General features: G+C 42.9%; 15 protein-coding genes. 8 read left to right on the top strand and 7 right to left on the bottom strand.

Translation table 11 applies throughout. The features are described from left to right. Positions 1-47 precede the first annotated feature (47 nt). Entirely contained in the window at positions 48-1,517 is a 1,470-nt protein-coding gene (locus IE130_RS04490) for an efflux transporter outer membrane subunit (protein WP_189582239.1), read from the top strand. 165 nt (positions 1,518-1,682) lie between these two features. On the opposite strand, the gene IE130_RS04485 is transcribed toward IE130_RS04490, so the two are convergent. Then, entirely contained in the window at positions 1,683-1,826 is a 144-nt protein-coding gene (locus IE130_RS04485; RefSeq protein ID WP_189582236.1) for a hypothetical protein, read from the bottom strand. 289 nt (positions 1,827-2,115) lie between these two features. After that, on the bottom strand, positions 2,116-3,093 hold the full coding sequence (locus tag IE130_RS04480) for a zinc-dependent alcohol dehydrogenase family protein (protein ID WP_189582233.1): 978 nt from the start codon (positions 3,091-3,093) through the stop codon (positions 2,116-2,118). 168 nt (positions 3,094-3,261) lie between these two features. On the opposite strand from IE130_RS04480, the gene IE130_RS04475 reads away from it, so the two are divergent. Then, positions 3,262-4,155 carry a LysR family transcriptional regulator gene (locus IE130_RS04475; RefSeq protein WP_189582230.1) on the top strand — a complete coding sequence of 298 codons (894 nt, stop codon included), beginning with the start codon at positions 3,262-3,264 and terminating at the stop codon, positions 4,153-4,155. Between the two features lie 233 nt (positions 4,156-4,388). Next, a complete protein-coding gene (locus tag IE130_RS04470; protein ID WP_189582227.1) occupies positions 4,389-4,613 on the top strand; it encodes a hypothetical protein in 225 nt (74 codons plus the stop codon). A gap of 328 nt (positions 4,614-4,941) precedes the next feature. Here IE130_RS04470 and IE130_RS04465 read toward each other — a convergent pair whose 3' ends face one another. Beyond that, positions 4,942-5,817, bottom strand: coding sequence for a LysR family transcriptional regulator (locus IE130_RS04465; RefSeq protein WP_189582224.1), 876 nt, complete (start codon positions 5,815-5,817; stop codon positions 4,942-4,944). A gap of 252 nt (positions 5,818-6,069) precedes the next feature. Here IE130_RS04465 and IE130_RS04460 point away from each other — a divergent pair, with 252 nt between their 5' ends. The 5 genes from IE130_RS04460 to IE130_RS04440 all read left to right on the top strand — a co-directional run bounded on the left by IE130_RS04460 (position 6,070) and on the right by IE130_RS04440 (position 11,779). Continuing rightward, positions 6,070-6,948 (top strand): ABC transporter ATP-binding protein, encoded by an 879-nt coding sequence (locus IE130_RS04460; RefSeq protein WP_189582221.1) that lies wholly within the window; start codon positions 6,070-6,072, stop codon positions 6,946-6,948. 66 nt (positions 6,949-7,014) lie between these two features. Continuing rightward, positions 7,015-8,697, top strand: a complete 1,683-nt coding sequence (locus tag IE130_RS04455) for an ABC transporter permease family protein (RefSeq protein WP_189582218.1) — start codon at positions 7,015-7,017, stop codon at positions 8,695-8,697. A gap of 77 nt (positions 8,698-8,774) precedes the next feature. After that, the gene (locus IE130_RS04450) at positions 8,775-9,761 is read left to right on the top strand and encodes an ABC transporter substrate-binding protein (protein WP_189582215.1); all 987 of its coding nucleotides are present in this window, start codon (positions 8,775-8,777) and stop codon (positions 9,759-9,761) included. A gap of 102 nt (positions 9,762-9,863) precedes the next feature. Continuing rightward, entirely contained in the window at positions 9,864-11,006 is a 1,143-nt protein-coding gene (locus tag IE130_RS04445; RefSeq protein WP_189582212.1) for a TIGR03364 family FAD-dependent oxidoreductase, read from the top strand. Beyond that, entirely contained in the window at positions 11,006-11,779 is a 774-nt protein-coding gene (locus IE130_RS04440) for an HAD family hydrolase (RefSeq protein ID WP_189582209.1), read from the top strand. The genes IE130_RS04445 and IE130_RS04440 overlap by 1 nt, the downstream gene beginning before the upstream one ends. A 342-nt stretch (positions 11,780-12,121) precedes the next feature. Here the strand turns inward: IE130_RS04440 and IE130_RS04435 are convergent, their stop codons facing one another. The 4 genes from IE130_RS04435 to IE130_RS04420 form a co-directional block, all read right to left on the bottom strand. Continuing rightward, on the bottom strand, positions 12,122-13,768 hold the full coding sequence (locus IE130_RS04435; RefSeq protein WP_189582206.1) for a BCCT family transporter: 1,647 nt from the start codon (positions 13,766-13,768) through the stop codon (positions 12,122-12,124). 160 nt (positions 13,769-13,928) lie between these two features. Next, positions 13,929-16,436, bottom strand: coding sequence for a CoA transferase (locus tag IE130_RS04430; RefSeq protein WP_189582203.1), 2,508 nt, complete (start codon positions 16,434-16,436; stop codon positions 13,929-13,931). A 234-nt stretch (positions 16,437-16,670) separates the two neighbouring features. Then, positions 16,671-18,161 carry a CoA-acylating methylmalonate-semialdehyde dehydrogenase gene (locus tag IE130_RS04425; RefSeq protein WP_189582200.1) on the bottom strand — a complete coding sequence of 497 codons (1,491 nt, stop codon included), beginning with the start codon at positions 18,159-18,161 and terminating at the stop codon, positions 16,671-16,673. 58 nt (positions 18,162-18,219) lie between these two features. Then, on the bottom strand, positions 18,220-19,410 hold the full coding sequence (locus IE130_RS04420) for an iron-containing alcohol dehydrogenase (protein WP_189582197.1): 1,191 nt from the start codon (positions 19,408-19,410) through the stop codon (positions 18,220-18,222). Positions 19,411-19,614 lie beyond the last annotated feature (204 nt).

Below are 19,614 nucleotides of genomic sequence, written 5' to 3'. Positions count from 1 at the left end.
GGCACTGAATTAAAAATAATGATAGAGAATATAAGGAGGAGAAGCGCATGTTTCCATTATCCAAAATTGTGAGTTTGGGAGCATTGGTCTTGATCTTAAGCGCCTGCCAAAGCACACAGGTTGTACGCCAAAGTGACATTTCTATTCCGACAACATTTGACGAAAACAAAGCGGCGAAGGGCAGTCCAGAAATTAGCCACTGGTGGCGACAATGGCAAGATCCGCTATTAAGTCGCCTGATAAAGCAAGGCTTACAAGACAGCCCCGATATCCGTATCGCTAAAAGTCGTTTTACAGAAGCAGTGGCAATCAGTCGTCTTGCCACTGCTGATCTTGGGCCACAAGCTGGCGTCAATGCTTCAGCGGGCATTATAAATGGTTCGGCTCATCTATCTGCAAATGACAACCTCAGTCGTCTATTGGGTGCTGGTACAGCGCTGCTGGAGACGCACCAAGATATAGACAGCAGTCATGCTAATGCGGGATTCTCTGCTGCGTGGGAGCCAGATATATTTGGCAGAAAACAAAGTGATGCTGATGCCGCACGTTATGCGGCGTTGGGTGTACAAGAAAAAGTATATGGCGCGCAAATGCTACTGGCAGATCAAATTGCTGATCACTATTTTCAAGCCCGTGCCGCCCAGCAGCGTGAAGTCATTACCGCCCGCAATGTAGAGATATTGACGCGCTTTGAGCGATATATAAAAGGGCGTTTTCAAGCGGGTCAAGTCACCATGTATGAAGTTAATAATGTCCAAAGTAAACTCAATGCTATGCGTGCGAAGAAAAGCACAATCAATTCAGAGTATGCCATGCACGTACGTAGCATAGCCGTACTTATCGGGCAAGTACCGCAAGGTTTTGAGCTGCCTTCTACGACTGTGGACATTCTCAATCATCAACCGAGTGCGCCCAGTGGCCAAACGCCCCAAGGGTTGCTAGAACGTCGTCCAGATCTGCGTGCCTATGGTGCACAAGTCAATGCCTATTCTGCCAAACTGGCAAGTGCCAAAGCCGATCTGCTGCCACGTTTCTCCATTCGTTTTTTAGGTCAAGGCGGACGCATTGACGTTGACAGTGATGTGCCAGATTTGAAAGGTTGGGGCAGTATATTGAGTGTGGGTATACAGGTTCCCATTTTTACGAATGGTCGGATTAAGGCCAATATTGACAGCGCAGACGCTCGATTGCAAACGGCGCTACTGCAATATGATCGACGGCTACTGCGCTCGCTCGGTGAGGTGGATAATACCTATCAGGCGCATCAGGCTCTACAACAGCAACAAAAATTGCTGAATACGGCCTATCAGCAGTCTGCCAAGCGTGCCAGCGATGCCGAAAAGCTGTTTCGTTATGGTTATCAAACGTTAGATGAAGCTCTGACAGCGCAGCTCGACTCGGAACAAATACAAGAAAACTTGATTTACTCGCAGCTTGCTCGAGCACAAATGCTACTGAACCTTTATAAATCACTAGGAGGAGGATGGGGAGAGGATGTCACTGCGAAGGCATTGTAAATTTCGCTAACTATTTGCTACTGATTTGCTCACTATCTGCTCATCCCAGTAAGGCGGTGTGCCATAGTAGTCCATCATAAAATTGTTAAAATATCTGACTTTATGGGGAAGCAGTTTTAGAGAGGCTGAACCGCCCCGAGTATACCGGAGGCTGATTTACTTGAGTCAGGCAGTGATGCCTGACAGGATTAATATCATAATACCGTCTTTCAAATCAGACCTATATGCTCCATTGACCGTTTCAGCCAATGCATTGTCGTATGAACCACCAGTCGTGCCAACAGAAGCAATAATGCTAGAGTCAGTCATTTTATCCTTGATCGTTGCGTGTTTATATTTAACACTCCAGTATTTTACTGTTAGTAGTAATATCAGTGTCATTGTTAGTTTGGTTGCTGGTTATTTAATCCGTATGGCAGCGGTTAGAGCAAAGTGGCGACTACCCGTATTCCATTTGTTAGAAACTTCCAAATAAAATAATGATCCTACCGTTATAAGAGTTTCTACGAGCGAGCTGTGTTATTTTAGAGAGTCGTTACTATCTGTGAACATCTCATTTTTATCGTCATGTTCAAAATGAGGACACGCCCTAATACTACTATATAGTAAGCGTAATCTTACCCACTGCTTTACCTGATTCAAGATGGTCATGCGCGCGTGCTACCTCCCAAATAGAGTAGTTACTATCATCTATGATAGGCGTGATTTTGCCACTATCAACCAGCTCTGCAATCATTGTCAGGATACGACCGTGCGATTCATAGTTGACACCATGAAATAATGGAATGAGCACCAAAACACTGTGAAAGGATAAGGCTTTGAGAGCAACTTGCAATGGATCTGCAATCGGTAAAATAGTGGCGACATGGCCATTGAATCTAACGGCTTCAAAAGATTTTTGAATATTATCACCAGCCACCGTATCGAAAATTTTGTCAAAACCCACGCCGTCAGTATACATCGCCACATAGTCATCAACCTCCGCTGTTGTATAATCCACTAGATGATCCGCGCCTAGTGTTTGTGCTAATGCACGATTAGCAGGAGAGTAGGTAGCGGTGACTGTCGCGCCAAGTACTTTTGCTAGTTGAACGGCAATATGACCAACACCTCCTGTTGCACCATGAATCAAGACATTATCGCCTTCTTTAACATTCATTTTTTGTACGAGTGCCTCATAAGCAGTGAGTGCGACCAACGGCAGGGCTGCGGCTTGCTTCATATTGAGTGTTTTAGGTTTTTTAGCCATTAAACGCACATCAACTAACATAAATTCAGCAAGTGCACCATCAGTACCGTTGAGACCACCAGCCATACCATAAACTTCGTCACCAACACTAAATTCAGTGACGTCAGCACCTATTTCACTCACAATACCAGCTACATCACCGTGTAGTATCTCTGGCAAATTCTCCGACCAAGGCAGCTCGACTGAGCGCAGCATGGTATCAATAGGGTTCACACTAGTGGCTTTCACTTCCACAACCATATGACCTAGTGTTGCCGTTGGTTTTGGTTTTTCTGCCAATTGAAAAACTGCAGTTGTACCGATTTCTTTAATGATCATCGCTTTCATGCTATTGCCCTTTACTGGTGTGAATGTCTTATTGTTTGTTTCAGGACAATCAGTTTAGACGTTGCTAATCCAGCATGCCATTACCCAGTAAACAAATTACTTTTGCTTTTTGAGCAAGCCATGGTTACAGTTAAATGGAATACCTATCAACTTAATAAAGGAGTGGCGATGAGCTCAATAAATCGATTGGCATATTTCAATAGTGTTGTCGAAACCGGTAGCATTTCAGAAGCCAGCCGCATCTTTGATGTACAGCCGTCTTCCATTTCACGGCAGTTAGCGGTGCTTGAAAAGGAGTTGGGGGTACGTCTGCTGAATAAAACGACTAGAAACACCAGTTTGACTGAAGCGGGGCACAAATATTATGAATACTCTCAGCGAATTGTGTCAGAGTTTGATAATGCCAAAAGAGTCGTTAATGATTTACAAATAGCGCCACAGGGTAAGCTGAAAATCAGCATGACAGTCGGTTTTGGTGAAAGTATGGTATTACCGTTAATACCGAAATTTATGTCGTTATATCCAGATATTGATATAAAAATTGAGTTAACAGAACGGGTTGTAGATCTTATAGAAGAAAATATTGACGTGGCTATTCGAAGTGGACGTCTATCTGATTCGACCATGATTGCCAGACGCTTGGTATTTAATGATTTTCTGCTGTGTGCAAGCCCCCAATATTTAAAAAATAATGGTACGCCTTGTAGCATTGACGATCTAGCTGATCACCAATGTATCCGATATGGTTATAACGGTTGGAAAGAGTGGTTTTTGATAGCAGAAGATAGTAAGAAGTTGATGATTAATAGTCAGGTTTCAGTGAACTCCGTGAATGGTCAGAAGCAGCTGGTATTGAATCATACAGGTCTGACGCTAATCCCATTGTGGGCTGTTAAAAGTGAATTGGCGAACGGGTCATTGGTTCAAGTCATGCCAGATCATATTTTTAGTCCTTATGAAGAACTCAGTGCCACTTACGCTATTTATTTAAAGCGAGATATGGTCTCACCAAAAACACGCGTTTTTTTAGATTTTTTGGTAGAACACATGATAGCGATTTGAGTTTGGGTCTACAGCTTGATCGCACAAATTGTTATAGTCAACGACTGATAGATTTACTTTCATGAAGGTTGATGTTCTTAAAGACCGAGTATGAATAGTTTATGAAAAAATAGGAGCGCGCCCAATCCGCGGATTATTTCATATACGATATATGCCTAAGCACTCATGACTTGATGAATGCTTCTAAATTTAGAATGACTTATTATTCTTAAATATCAGCCTATGGAGCTTTCATGACATCTAAATTATTTATCAGCGGCTCAATTATGCTGGCCCTCGCTACACTGTCTGGACTGATGGAAAGCTTATTTTATGGTGACATTGGTTATGATGGCGTGCTTCAAGAAAGCTTGTTTTTACCTCTGACTTTTATTTTCTTAGCCTTAGCACTAATTCTTTATTGCTTATCACTAATCATGCAGGCAAAAACAAGTGTGACAGGTATTCAAATGAACTAGGGCGTGTCTTCAATTCACTCGATAGTCATCTGAATGGGCTAAAAATGGCTAAATCTTGCCAAACATCGTCAAATAGCTGGTTAATATCCCGATATTATCTGCGCTATTTTCCTTGTTTGACGGCAATTTATCTCATTTTTATCACCATTTCTGAAATGAAGACACGCCCTAAACACTTACTCTACAACCACATTCTCTACAACCACATTCTCTACAACCACATTTATTGTTCCCAAGAGAGCAATTATGATAAATGGATTTGATGCAAAAAAATTAATTCGCAAGATACGTATACAATGAAAAAACTAGGATGCTTTTTTCAAACAGTCTAACCAGAGGTATCTAAAGAATTCATCAAAGCAGTCACCACTAAATTGTTTACATTTTTGAGTGAAAAAACTACCTCGTCATAATCTGAAGGTAGCTCCGCAATGGGCACCTTCACAAAACCATCCTTTCTTATTGTGCTTTCGCTCCATGCAAATCCTACACCTAAGTTTTGGTAAACCGCATCGTAAACACTTTCTTGGGTGTTTACGATATACGTAGGGGTTATCTCTAAATTAATTTTTGCTAGTGCCTCATTTATAAGTTTTTGAGTGGTAGAGCCGTGCGTGCGGAATATGACGGTTTCCGACGCCAACTCAGTTAAGCTTATAGACTCTCTTGATGCAAAAGGATGGTTCGGTGAGCATAAAGCAACGAGCCGCTGGGTAGCACATTTCTTAAACTGTAACCTGTCATCTTTTGGCACATTTGCAAGAATGCCAACATCTACTTGACCGTTAACGACTCTACTGAACGTTTCATAGAAATTACCAAAATAGATTTCAGTCTGTAGCTTGGGATAGCGCTTACTAAACTGCCTGATAATTTCAGTGCCCGGCAGCGGGCTGCATAGAGCTACCTTTAATATAGCCGCTTCAAAGATTTTACTTCTTTGAATCAGCTGCTCTAGATCATCTTCAACTGCTCGTATTTTACTCGTTAACGACCCAAGCTCTAAGCAGTAATCTGTTGGCACAAGATGTCTGCCACGCTGTATAAATAGCTTAAATCCAAGGTTGTTTTCAAGCGTAGATAGTGCTTGGCTAATGGCAGATTGAGACACGCCTAAACGTTTAGCTGCCTGCGTGTAATTACCTTCCTCAAGCACAGAGTCTAAGATGTTTAGTTGATTATAAGTATAAGGTTTTTTCGTCATATGACCGCCGTCTTTCGTTTTGGTTTCAGAGATTGTCAGGCTTATCTCTGGGAAGTACGAGAAGTTATACACGATAAATAAGACTGAATGATTAAATGTATAAGTTAACCTTATATTTGACGCCAAACTGTCATATTCATCTTCTATATTAGTTACATGTAAACGATTAAAGCATTGAACAATTTACCTAAATGTATTTGCTTGAGCTATCACTCACTGCCAATACCAAAATATAAGTTTGGGCTTAAAATTATGTTAGAACTAAGAAATGTGACTAAGAAGTATGATGGTAAAGTTATTTTTGAGGATATCTCCCTAAAAGTGAATAAGGGTGAGATTGTTTCAATATTAGGCCCATCTGGCTGTGGGAAAACCACGTTGCTGCATATTATTTTAGGTCTAACCGATATTAGTTCTGGTCGACTTGCTTATGATAAGGAAGACATCACACGTGTGCCTATGAAGCACAGAGGTTTCAATATTGTATTCCAAGACTATGCTTTGTTTCCTAACTTGAATGTAAAGCAGAATATTGAATATGGGCTACGTAATAGACCTAACGTAAGTACGCAAGCGGAGGTTGATGAGCTGGTTGATCTTTTGGAGATTAAGCCGCATTTGAACAAGCGAATCAGCCAGCTCTCTGGTGGGCAAAAGCAGCGTGTTGCATTAGCGCGTACTTTAGTGATGAAGCCGAAAATTTTATTGTTAGATGAGCCTTTATCTGCTTTAGATGGAGTTATTAAAGAGACGATTAAGGCACGTATTCGTGAGATTGCAGAGCGTTATGAGCTAACCACTTTGATTGTGACACATGATCCTGAAGAAGCGATGACACTCTCTGATCGCATTTTGTTGTTATCAGACGGCAAAGTAGCTCAATATGCCAAACCATCAGAAATCATCAAAAACCCTGCCAATGATTTTGTTAAGAGCTTTATCTTAAATCAGCTCAATATCAAACGTCGTAATATCTTGAGCCTATTTGAAACGGACGATGCGCCAGCTGATCCATTAGAAAAATACACTCAAATGAGACCTGTGCTAGATGGCAGTTCAGTCACTGAAGATATCAATTCCATAATCCAGCGCACAGCTGCTAAATCCATTAAAGATACCTCCAAGGGTTAACAAAGGTTAATCGCACTAGGCCAACGCTGGTCTTTCAAAACTTACTTATTTTGCGCGTAGGTCATTATGAAACTTAATAACTCACCGCTAATGAAAGCTTCGTGGCTTTTCATTGGTGCGCTATTTCTCGTCTTTATGTTTGTGCCTTTGGGTAAAATGTTGGTGCTGTCATTTAATGTGGCTGATGGATTAGGTCTAAGCCACTATGTCGATATCATCAGCAGTAATGACTTCAGACAAGTGATGTTAAATAGTTTTTTTGTCGCCATTGTTAGTGCGATGAGTGCCACCTTTTTGGCATTTATCCTTGCCTATACGGTGCACTGGACTAACTTGCCAAAGGGTTTTAAACAAACCATTAAGCTTGCATCACTGTTTCCTATGCTATTGCCAACAGTGACTTATGGATTTGCCATTATTTACACCTTTGGTAAGCAAGGTCTACTTACTAAGATGATTGGCTTTCAGTTGTTTGAAGACATATATGGTTTCTATGGTATGTGGCTTGGCTACACCATCTATACCTTGCCAATAGCCTTTTTACTACTTAACAATACTTTTCAATATTTGGATAAGAAGTTCGTAATCGTATCAGAACTGATGGGCGATTCACGCTTACGCCAGATAGATATGACGGTCATTCGTCCTTTAATTGGTACGTTTGCAGCCGCTATCATTCAATGCTTCTTTTTAGCCTTTACTGACTTTGGTATTCCAGCCTCTATTGGTGGTCAGTACAAGGTTATCGCCACTGAGCTTTATACCCAAATATTGGGTGCATCTCCCTCGTTTGAAAAGGGCTCTGTGGTTGCCTTGTTTATGCTAATTCCCTCTGTCTTGAGCATTCTACTGCTTTGGTATGTGGCTCGATTTAATGTCAGGTATGACTCAGTAGAGCATTTTGACTTGCCCACCTCAAAAGTCAAAGACAGGATTCTGGGTGTGTTGTCCAGTGGCATTTTGATTTCACTATTATTCGTATTTGCTGTGATCTTCATCATTCCATGGATTAAGACATGGCCTTACGAGATGGCGTTTAGTACAGACACATTTACTAAGGTGATTGAGTCCTCGAACCTAATGCGAGTGTATAAGAACTCACTTATGGTCGCGACCTTAACGGCTATTTTTGGCACTATTATTACCTATGTTGCCGCGTTGATATACGAGCGCTCAGGGTTATTCAAGATAGGAAAGCTGACGATAGAAAGCTCAGCCTTAGTAACCAATACAGTGCCGGGTATGGTTATTGGTATTGCTTACCTGATGGTTTTCTCAGGCTCATCGATATCGAACACCATCTTTATTATTGTGATTAGTAATATCATTCATTACTTCTCAACACCTTATCTCATGAGTAAAAACGCACTATCAAAAATGAACTTAGGTTGGGAGACCACAGCTTCTTTACTTGGAGACTCATGGCTACAGTCTTTACGCCGAATTGTTGTACCCAACTCAATATTTACACTTATCGAAGTGGCCTCGTACTTCTTTATCAGTGCGATGGTCAGCATCAGTGCAGTGATATTCATTTCAGGTGCAAAGACGATGGTGCTGACTACAAAAATTGTTGAACTACAGCACTTCGCCCGCTTTGATGAGATTTTTGTCTTGTCGCTGATGGTGCTACTCACAAATATCACGGCATTAATATTCTTCGCAGTGGCGCGATACCTTTATACCAGAAGCATCAATGGCACAATAAAAATAAAAGTGAACAAGACCACAGTGACGACGGTCGCTTAAATATCTCAACACAGTTTAGGCATTGATGTTACGAAAACCAATTTAACTTTTAACCATTCAAATAATCAGGAACAACAATGAATTTATTTAGAACGATAGTAACGGGATTGACTTGTGGAGTTTTAGTGGCAGGTTGTGGATCGCAAAGCTCAGACGATACAGCTGGCGAGGAGGTGATTATTTATAGTAATGCTGATGAAGAGGCAGTCGAGGTTATTCAAGAGGTGCTTGATGAGGCAGGCTTTGAAGGTCAATACATATTTCAATCATTCGGAACAGGTGAGCTTGGTGGCCGACTATTAGCTGAAGGAAAAAATATTGAAGCTGACATGGTGACAATGAGCTCATTTTATATCGAAAGTGCTCAAGCAAAGAACCCAATGTTTAAAGCGTTAGCGTTTACGGCAAACCCACAGATTGCGACGCCTAATTACTATGCACCAATCCTTAGCTTTACGGGTGCCATTTTACTCAATACCAAAGAGATGGAAGCCAATAACCTTCCAGTACCTGCCAGTGCTAAAGACTTAGCCAATCCTATTTATAAAAACCAAATTTCTATGGTTGATCCAAATGGCTCGTCAACCGGTTGGCTATTTGTACAAGATATTGCTGCTGAATATGGCACCGATGTTGAAGGTCAACAAATCATGAATGCTATTCGTGAAAATGCAGGACCTAACTTAGAACTATCTGGCTCTGGTCCTCTTAAAAAGGTAATGGCAGGTGAGGTGCCTATCGGTTTTGGTTTACGTCATCAGGCAGTCGCTAATAAAGCAAAAGGTTTACCTATTGATTTTGTTGATCCCAGTGAAGGTAATTACACATTGACTGAATCGGTTGCTGTTATTGATAAAGGAGAGAAAACCAATCCTAAAGCAATGAAAATGGCTGAATTAATTGTCACTAAAGCTCGCCCAGGTTTATTAGAGATTTATCCAAATATTGTGTATGACGGCGAGACAGTAGCTGCTGAGAATCAGATTGATAATTCTAAGACCTATCCAGAGCCATTAACTGCCGAGCTGTTAGATAAGCACCGTGCTTTTTTCCATGGTGAGTAATTTTAGTTGAATCAAAATAATGCCCATTCATGCTTAGCTATATTAGTTCATAGGTTAAGCAAGTAGAGGGCTAATTAATAAAGATGTATGGGAAGAGCAGATATGACAATGAGCAAAATACTTTCTGATAAAACATACGATGTCGTCGTCGTAGGTGGGGGCATCGTTGGGCTGGCAAGCGCCTACGCCGCCTTTAAAAAGGGGCTGAGTGTTGCAGTTGTAGAACGCCAGTCTCAGAACAAAGATGCTTCTGTTCGTAATTTTGGATTTGTGACAGTTAGTGGTCAGCGTCGAGGTGAGCATTGGCAACGCGCCATGCACTCGCGTAATATTTGGGCCGAGATTGCGCCAAAAGCAGGTATTCAGGTAGAGCATATCGGTTTGCATATGTTAATGCAGCGACCTGAAGCGGTAGATGTTGCACACGCTTTTTTAAAGACTGAAATGGGTGAGGGGTGCCGACTACTGACACAGTCTGAAATTAATGAAGCCGCGCCTTATCTGAACAAGGGAGAAGGGGTGTTATATAGCCCGCATGAGCTTAGAGTGGAGTCCAATACTGCAATTGCTAAGCTGGCTCATTGGTTACAAGAGACGCAGAGTGTGGACTTTTATAATCATACCACAGTGACTTCGGTGGAATTACCAAAAGTGCATACCAGCCGTGGTGTCCTTAACGCTGAGCATTGTGTGGTCTGCCCAGGAGCTGACTTTACTGGCTTATATCCAGAAGTGCTCGCTAAGACCAAAGCTAAAATTTGCACGCTAAATATGATGCGAGTCATGCCCAAAAAAGCATTTAGATTAAATGCCGCTGTCATGTCAGATTTAAGCTTTGCCCGTTATGATGGATTTGCTCAGTTACCTGAAGCTACGGTACTAAAAACCTTACTTGACGATATTCAAAGTGCAGAGCGTCAAGCAGGTGTCCACCTAATTGTGGTTCAGTCTGAAGATGGCTCACTAATCATTGGCGATAGTCATGATTATAGTGATAGAGAACTACCGTTTAGAGACACTCGAATTGATGATCTAATCATTAATGAGTTTAAGCAGGTGATGGATATTGGCGAGATAGATATTACTCAGCACTGGTTGGGTGTATATCCAAGTGCGGACGAGGTGGTATTTAAGACATCACCTGAAAAAGGTGTGGTGGTCGGTGCAGTCACCAGTGGTACAGGGGCATCAACAGGTTTCGCATTTGGCGAAGAGTTAATTGAATTAGTATTGGAATCAAAGTAATGAATACAGTAAAGAATAATGTAACAAGCAGCAGCTCACATAGTGATAGTTTAAACAGTATTAAAAATAAATTTTTTGATATTAGACTCTGTGTGTTTGATATGGCTGGCACCACAGTAGATGAAGGTAACTTGGTCTATAAAACCGTATGTAATGCTATCAATGAAGCACTGATGCGCGCTGGCAAGTCAGATAAGCAAGTGAGTCTTGAGTTATGTTTAGAATATGGTGCAGGTAAAGAAAAACGCAACGCCATCCGTGATATTTTGGACATGCTAGATTTATCTGATGCTGATATTGAATCGTTAACGGATACGGCGTTTGCAGCCTTTAAAGTCAATCTTGCAACTGCTTATAACAAGGACACCTTATCTGAGTTTGAAGGCATGTCAGAGTTGTTCGAGCAGTTGAAGGCGAGCGGTCGTAATGTCGTATTGAATACAGGATATGATGCTAAGACTGCTAATAAAATTTTGACTATCTTAGGGTGGTCTGTGGGAGATCAAGTAGATGCACTAGTAACAGCCGATGACGTAGAAAATGGCCGCCCAGGTCCTGATATGATTACTCTTGCGATGAAGCAGTTTAATATCGAGAATTCACAGCAAGTATTAAAAGCAGGGGATAGTGGTATCGATATTGAGGAAGGCCAAAATGCAGAGTGTGGGCTGGTTTTAGGTGTGCTATCTGGTGCACAAAATGAGCAGCAGCTGGTGAAATATTCACCTGATGGAGTTTTAGACAAGCTGACTGATTTAAAGGCGCTTATTTAATTTAAAGCTAGGTCTAAGCTTCAAAATATACAACAGAACAGTAAAGCCATAAAAGTAATGACTTTTATGGCTTTTTTGATTTAGAAGGACTGTCCCAGATTCTGTGTAACTGCCGTTTAGATTAAGTGTTCCTGCCTAAAGGCTGTAACTTTAGACAGGTACTTGATATTAGAATACAGACTATTGAATATAAATCTCATAACACACCAAGCGTGCTCAATTGGCTTTTAGCGGACGCTAATCGAGCACTCTATTATTTAGCGTTGCGCTTGCTGTATCTTCTTGGTGCGTGTAATTAGCATGTTCCTAAGTATGTATATCTAATAAGTATGTATATCTAAGTTATGGTTCGTCGACCGGATCTATCGTCTCTAGCCTAGCTGGACTGGTATCATAAAGAATGGCTTTGACCAGTGATATTCCCATGAGTACCATCACAAAACTAAAGGGCAAGGCACCAATAACCATCGCCGTTTTAATCGCACCCAGTCCTCCGCTTATCAGCAGTACGCCAACAACCAATGCTAGTATTACGCCCCAAAAGATAATATGTGGGCGGCCTTTTGGACCCTCGTTACCACCTGAATTGATGGTATTGATAACTAAAATTGCCGAATCTAACGTCGTGACTAAGTAGGTCAGTAGCAAGACCAGAACTAAAATTGCCATTACCCAAGCAAAACCTGGGGACAACATCACATCAAGCATTGCCAATAATTGAGATTCTTGACCCACGCTTGAGATGGCATTGGTGCCACCTAGCGTTAAGTCAATCGCGGTACCACCCACCATTGAAAACCAAATAAAACACATCAGAGCAGGTAGGATAACGGTACCGAATAAATAAGTCCGAATACTACGACCACGTGAGATGCGAGCAAAGAAAACACCAACAAAAGGACCAAAAGCAATCCACCATGCCCAATAAAACACTGACCAGTCTTTTTGCCATGTGGCAAGCGTGTCACCGACCACCGTACCATCTGGCTGCCAAACCGTAAATAGCAGCTCAGGAAGTGCGACAACATAGTCAAACATACCTAAGAAAAAAGATTGTAAACCAAAGAATGTCGAACCGAATACTAAGAAAAAGGCAAACAGAACCAGACTCAATCCCATGTTGATGTTAGAGAGCCATTTCACCCCTTTACCTAGCCCAGAAAGCGCAGATAGGGTTGCTATACCAACGATAACGACCAGTGCAACGATAATGGCTGCCGTTGACGATGTGCCATCAGCATTCATCAACCATTCGCCCAAACCAACACGGTACATACTAGAAACGAATTGCTCAACCCCAAACCCTAATGTCTGCGCAACGCCCAAAATGGTTGCAATAACGGCAACGATGTCAATGGTATTACCGAGCTTACCTGATAGTTTTTGGCCGAATAATGGCGCAAGACCTGAACGAATGGTCAGCGGTAATTTACGTCGAAAAGAAAAATAGGCCATCGATAATCCGACTAAGGAATAACAAATCCATGCGCTGAATCCCCAATGTAGAAAGGCCCATTTATAGGCATAGCGTACATTGTCGGCACCAGAGGCTGTTGCCAACCCTTTGATCACTTCAGGGTTATTAGCAAAATGATACATTGGCTCTGCGGTCGCAAAAGTCAACATACCAACACCGATACCTGCGCCAAAAATCATCGAAAACCATGAAAAGTTGGAGAACTCAGGTTTATCTCCGGTGTCCCCTAAAATCAATCTCCCATAGCGCGGCACAACGGCCAGAATCAACGCCAAAATTAAGAAAAAGGCGACACATAAGATATACCATGTCGAAAAGTGATTGAGTAAGAAAGTATTGATCGATTCTAATATCGTCGTTGAATTATCAGGAAAGATGACAGCCCAAACAATGAGCAGACCCAGTAAGATTTTGGCGGTAATCGTAACGTCTTTATTAAACCCTTCATAAAAACCTTTTGTCGCCACTTTAATCGGCAATTTGGTTAAAGGTTTTCTGCTGCTATTTTTCATATCTAATCCTTTAGATGGTTTTCCTTTTGTTCAAATGAGCATCAAGCTGCACCGTCCTTTGAGCAGCTTAATTCCTATCATTTAGGGTGTGTCATCAGCCAGATACCAACCAACTTGCATCATGGTTAGCAGGGTACTCCAACTGATGACACTGCCTCATTTAACTTGGTAAAAACTCTTGACTCCAACTATCACTCAAATCACCACTGGCAATACTGGCGTCAATGTCTGCCTCGCTATAGCCAAGTTCTAGCATGATCTGACGGGTGGATTGTCCAAATTTTTCGGGTCGAGGCAGTGCGTATATAACACTATTCGATGGACGAATAGCATAAGGATCAAGCTGAGTCACTGTATGGCCACTTGGATGATCTTCATAAATTGAGAAAGAATAACTACCATTGTCAGTACCTGATGTGCCATCTGCTGTGCGGCTGTATTCAGCACGTAATGCATTGATATCCGCACAGACGACAGCCGCAATATCGGCAGCTTGCAGACGTTCTACCCAGTCATGAGCAGGCGCTTTTTGAAAGGTATTAGATAAGAAAGCGGCACGATCATTTTTATCCAGCTCACTGAAACCTTGTAAGTCTTCAACGTTTTCGAAGTTTTTTACATCGACTTCATACGCGTTTAATAACAAGTAGTTCCCTGAAGAGGTATAGTAAAAGCGCGTCAGCTCATCATGGCCGTTGGTTTCGCGACCTGATGGCTCATTGAATAACCCGCGTTTTTCAAAATCATAACAATAGGGGATTTGTAGTAGGGCGCTATTGGCGACCAATGAAGTACGACCACGTCCAATGCGGCCTGTACGATATTTTTGATAGAGCGCCACACCAATACTCATGGCGCCGCCAAAGCCGCACATGACATCAATAGTACCAACGTGTGCATGTTCTTCAGGAGTATCCATAGCACCGCCGCAACGCAACATGATGCCAGTAGACGCCTGTACCACATCGTCATAGCCTATGAAGTCACTACTCGGACCCTTACGGACACCACTAAAACAATCAAGCTTACAGAATATAGCATCAGGATTTAAGGCTTTTAAGCCTTCAGTATCCAAGCCCATTTTTTTGATTTGTGTGTCTGTTGCATTCCAAACAATAACGTCAACGGAACGAACCAACTTCTCGAACACTTCTCGTCCTGTGCCTTTGCTAATATCAGCAAGTATGGAGCGTTTACCGACCATTTGAGACATACCATAAATGACAGTATTCCAGCTGTCGTATAATGGAGAAGCAGAATCAAGCTTGATAACTTCTGCACCAAAACGCGCCAAATAGCAGGCAGAATGCGGGCCTGCAATGACGTTGCAAAGATCAAGTACTTTAATACCGTCTAACCAACCGCTTTTTTCATCAACATTATTGATTGAAGGCAACTTGGTTTTGATTGCCTTTAATTTTTTCAATGCACCTTCAAATTCGATAGGCTGCGGTGCTTTTGGTTGTAACATCAACTCGCCACATTCTTCTAACCACACAATTGGTCCTGGCTGAATCATCTTGCCATAAGTGGGATCATCAACTTCAATCATGAGTCCTGTTGTTTCTGCATGATCATCATGGATCCACTCTTGTAGCCAACGCTGCGGTGCACCAGGTATACCGCGTTTACCAAAAATCTTCTGCCACTCTTTTGACGTACGTAATAAAAATGCCACTTTCATTTTTTCGGCAATACGATCTGCCCAATGTTTTGGCATGGGATAAACCCCAAGCGATGTATCAGATGTCCACTGACTAGAAGGCAAATAAGTGTCTTCCTCCTCAGTCAATCCTTCCTCAAGTAATTCGTCGTATAACCCCAATACTTGCAAACAACGCTTGGCGTGATGTTTGTGGCTGGGGCATACAACGTAAAACATACGGCCATCTTTACACATGTAACTGCGGTAAAAAGGATCTAGCAGTTCCTGCAACGATTCGTAGTCCATATTCATGGGAATACCTTCAACGCGGCGACGTTGAATCTCAACTTCACGTTGGGTCAAATAGCGTTCAGGTAGGTTTTCGATATCGATTGAATTGTAACAAAGACCTTCCATCACAGCCGCAGCAAGTGGAACTTCAATAGCATCGCCAAGTCCCGTGTTTTCACGTGCTTGTAGTGCAAAAACAACCGAAGAACCTGCCAGCATTGCGCCATAAGCAGAGGGCAATGGTAGGGGTGAGAACGAGGGGTTAATGCCCATGAGCACACGGTTTAAACCCATGTCAGTAAACACGCCCGAGCTCGCTGCCACAATGCTCTCATAGGCACGTAACTCACGGCGATTTTCGTCATTCGATGCAAATCCAGGGATTGACAGTGTGATCAGCTGTGGCCGCTCTTTTCGTAGCGCGACCAGATCTAATCCCATTTCTGCCATTTTTCCAGGGCGAAAGCCTTCGATAACGATGTCACTTTCTAAAATTAATTGCCTAGCTTGTGCCAAGCCTTCATCAGTCTTAAGATCGAGTGTTAACATCAATTTGTTGCGATTCAATACCGCATTGGCTGGACTGTGCCACTTTGGGCCTGATGGCGGATCTATATGAACCACGGTTGCGCCTAAGTCGCCAAGCATCATACCGACAGCGGGACCGGCAATATATTGACCAAAATCGATGACTTTGACACCCAGTAATGGTAATTCAAAAGTTTCTCGCATAGTTATCTATCCTTAGAATTTTATGGTACGACTATGAAAAATTAGAATTCAGTCAGAGCACTTGCCAGTCGTCCACTAATGGAGAGAGTCAGAAGCAAGCAGCATTTTTTGAATACAAACGACTGCTTTTAAGCGCACTGATTATGCAGTGCGCTTAAAAGGTAAGGGCTTTATAATGTAGCGCCTTTATAATGTAGTGTTCTTAAAGGCTAGCGCCTTGAAAAGGCAGTGCTATTAAGTTGGCATAGAGAACTGTTTTTCTTCTCTCAATGCCGCACTAGGCCAGCGCTGCGTAATGGTCTTACGACGAGTGAAGAATCTCACGCCGTCTGGTCCGTACATGGCCAAGTCACCAAATAATGAACGTTTCCAGCCACCAAAGCTTTGAGACGCTACAGGTACTGGTAGTGGAATATTGACACCAACCATACCGACTTGAATGTTGTCAATAAAGTAACGCGCCGCTTCTCCATCTCTCGTATAAATACAGGTGCCGTTACCATATTCATGGTCGTTTATGAGTTGCACTGCCTCGGCCATGGTCTGCACACGCATCACCTGTAACACGGGACCGAAAATTTCTGCCTCGTAGCTGTGCATCTCTTTAGTGACATGATCAATCAGAGTAGGACCTACGAAAAATCCATTTTCATTGCCTTCTGGTGCAGCATCAGAGCCATCGATGATGAGCTCTGCACCTTGCTCGGCAGCACTTTTGATGTAATCTAAAATCTTAGATTTGTGCGCCGCTGTAATGACAGGGCCAAAGTCGTTGCTCTTATCTGAATGAAGCCCCAGTTTTAGCTCTTTAATAGCAGGCTGTAGGGCCGCAATCATCTTGTCAGCCGTTTCGTCACCGACGGCAATAGCAACAGATAGCGCCATACAACGCTCGCCTGATGAGCCAAAAGCAGCACCCAATAGTGAGGTGACGACGTTGTCTAAGTCTGCATCTGGCATGACAATCGCGTGGTTTTTTGCACCGCCGAGTGCTTGGCAACGTTTGCCTTGTGCAGCGGCTGTGGTATAGATGTATTCAGCGATAGGGGTTGAGCCCACAAAGCTAACGGCTTTAACATCTGGATGATGCAAAATAGCATCAACGGCTTCTTTGCCACCATTTACGACGTTGATGACACCATCTGGTAGGCCCGCTTGCTGTAAAAGCTGCGCGATGAAAAGTGTGGCACTTGGGTCACGCTCAGACGGTTTTAATACAAAGGTATTGCCGCACACGATGGCCATCGGGAACATCCACAGTGGCACCATCACAGGGAAGTTAAACGGTGTGATACCAGCGACGACGCCTAGTGGATGAAACTCACTCCAAGAGTCTATATCGGTACCCACATTGCGGCTGTGCTCGCCTTTGAGTAGCTCAGGCGCGCCGCATGCATATTCGACGTTTTCAATACCGCGCTGTAGCTCGCCTGCCGCATCGTGTACGATTTTCCCGTGCTCTTCGCCAACCAGTCTGCAGATTTCATCCGCATTTTGCTCTAACAGCTCTTTGAATTTGAACATGACGCGCGCGCGTTTTAGTGGCGAGGTTTTGCTCCATGCGGGAAAAGCCGCTTTAGCCGCAGCGACTGCTTCGCCAATTGTTTTTTCACCACCCAAAGCGACTTGCTTGCTGACATCACCAGTTGATGGGTTGTAAACGTCTTGAGTTTGGCTGTCATTGTTTGACAGGCTGCCGTTGATAAAATGTCCGATTGTTTGCATAAGTTTAATTCCTTTAAACATGTGAATAATTAGTAGGTTAATCGTAAATGAGGGCTTTTTAACTGACTGAACTCTCAGCAACAGTGTTGTCATTCCATAGCAAGGTATAGAGTTGGACCATTTCTTCTAGGGTAGGTATTCGAGGGTTGTTATTGGGTGAACCTGATGCAAATGCTTGCTCGCACATTGTGTTTATTAGCGCATCAAAATCTGCTTTTTGAACACCAAACTGTGCCAATGTGGGCACGTGAAGCTCATCATTTAAGCTTTTTAGATACTTGACCAAGCTAACGTTGGCCTGATCATCTGTCTCACTATGATCCGCTATGCCTAAGGCACGCGCGCAGTCCGCATAACGGTCAGGCGCACTAGAGATGCCGAATTCTGTAATGGTTGGCAATAACATCGCGTTTGATAGGCCATGTGGCACATGAAAAAAGGCACCAATCGGACGACTCATACCATGTACCAGTGCCACTGAAGAGTTGCAGAACGCAATACCTGCCAAGGTAGAGCCTAGCATCATCGCTTCACGGGCGGTTTCATCTTTGCCGTCGTGATAAGCGGTTTGGATATTAGGTCCGATTAAGCGTAGGGCGGCGAGCGCCTGTTGGTCGCTATAGGCATTACGTTTAGGGCTGATATACGCTTCAATAGCATGAGTCATCGCATCGATACCCGTATCTGCCGTGGTGCGCGGCGGTACGCTGAGCGTGAGGCTATAATCGATAATGGCTGCGACGGGCATAAACCCCATACCCACGCACAGCAGCTTTTCGTTATTAGCCTCATCGGTAATGATGGTAAAGCGTGTCACTTCTGATCCTGTGCCTGCCGTCGTCGGTATGGCAATAATAGGCAAGCCTGCTTCGTCCACTTGGCGAGGAAACTTATAATCGCGAATCACGCCGCCAAATTTTCCTAGAATAGCAATGGCCTTTGCACTATCGATAGGGCTTCCGCCACCTAGGGCAATCAGACCATCGTAATCTTGTGCTTTTACTTGAGACACGCCAGCCTCAATAGAGCTTTCAGTAGGCTCTGGCACCGTATCTGAAAATACATCGGCATTGATTTGTGCTGCTTTCAAAATGGTTTGAATGTTATCGACATAGCCGAGTTTAACCATCATCTCGTCAGTGATAATAAGGGGTTTTTTTACCCCTAAGCTGGCCAATATTACTGGCAGCTTTTGGCAGGCATCGCGTCCAATTTCCATCGTTCTTGGGAGCAGGATACTGTGTGACATAGTGACTCATCCTTGAATTAATGACTTCAGATATAAGCGTAGTAGGCAGCTCAATCGTCGCACGAACTATTCACAAAAGTGTATAGTATTTAAATATAAAATTCACATAACGATAAATATATTATCGATATGTGAAAGGTAACAGAATGTTTTTGTAATAGCAAGACGCAAAAGCGTAAATTTTATCGTTATAATAAATAAATT

The sequence above is a fragment of the Psychrobacter glaciei genome, from assembly GCF_014652895.1.
Lineage (GTDB): Bacteria > Pseudomonadota > Gammaproteobacteria > Pseudomonadales > Moraxellaceae > Psychrobacter > Psychrobacter glaciei.
The sequence above is the reverse complement of the archived record's forward strand: the minus strand, read 5'-3'. Positions and strand labels throughout refer to the sequence as shown.

Bases quoted from the DNA above. Each gene is read 5' to 3' on its own strand.
- IE130_RS04480 (WP_189582233.1), bottom strand. From the start codon at position 3,093: ATGAAAGCGATGATCATTAAAGAAATCGGTACAACTGCAGTTTTTCAA.
- IE130_RS04465 (WP_189582224.1), bottom strand. From the start codon at position 5,817: ATGACGAAAAAACCTTATACTTATAATCAACTAAACATCTTAGACTCT.
- IE130_RS04485 (WP_189582236.1), bottom strand. From the start codon at position 1,826: ATGACTGACTCTAGCATTATTGCTTCTGTTGGCACGACTGGTGGTTCA.
- IE130_RS04470 (WP_189582227.1), top strand. From the start codon at position 4,389: ATGACATCTAAATTATTTATCAGCGGCTCAATTATGCTGGCCCTCGCT.
- IE130_RS04460 (WP_189582221.1), top strand. From the start codon at position 6,070: ATGTTAGAACTAAGAAATGTGACTAAGAAGTATGATGGTAAAGTTATT.
- IE130_RS04420 (WP_189582197.1), bottom strand. From the start codon at position 19,410: ATGTCACACAGTATCCTGCTCCCAAGAACGATGGAAATTGGACGCGAT.
- IE130_RS04490 (WP_189582239.1), top strand. From the start codon at position 48: ATGTTTCCATTATCCAAAATTGTGAGTTTGGGAGCATTGGTCTTGATC.
- IE130_RS04435 (WP_189582206.1), bottom strand. From the start codon at position 13,768: ATGAAAAATAGCAGCAGAAAACCTTTAACCAAATTGCCGATTAAAGTG.
- IE130_RS04445 (WP_189582212.1), top strand. From the start codon at position 9,864: ATGACAATGAGCAAAATACTTTCTGATAAAACATACGATGTCGTCGTC.
- IE130_RS04425 (WP_189582200.1), bottom strand. From the start codon at position 18,161: ATGCAAACAATCGGACATTTTATCAACGGCAGCCTGTCAAACAATGAC.
- IE130_RS04440 (WP_189582209.1), top strand. From the start codon at position 11,006: ATGAATACAGTAAAGAATAATGTAACAAGCAGCAGCTCACATAGTGAT.
- IE130_RS04455 (WP_189582218.1), top strand. From the start codon at position 7,015: ATGAAACTTAATAACTCACCGCTAATGAAAGCTTCGTGGCTTTTCATT.
- IE130_RS04430 (WP_189582203.1), bottom strand. From the start codon at position 16,436: ATGCGAGAAACTTTTGAATTACCATTACTGGGTGTCAAAGTCATCGAT.
- IE130_RS04450 (WP_189582215.1), top strand. From the start codon at position 8,775: ATGAATTTATTTAGAACGATAGTAACGGGATTGACTTGTGGAGTTTTA.
- IE130_RS04475 (WP_189582230.1), top strand. From the start codon at position 3,262: ATGAGCTCAATAAATCGATTGGCATATTTCAATAGTGTTGTCGAAACC.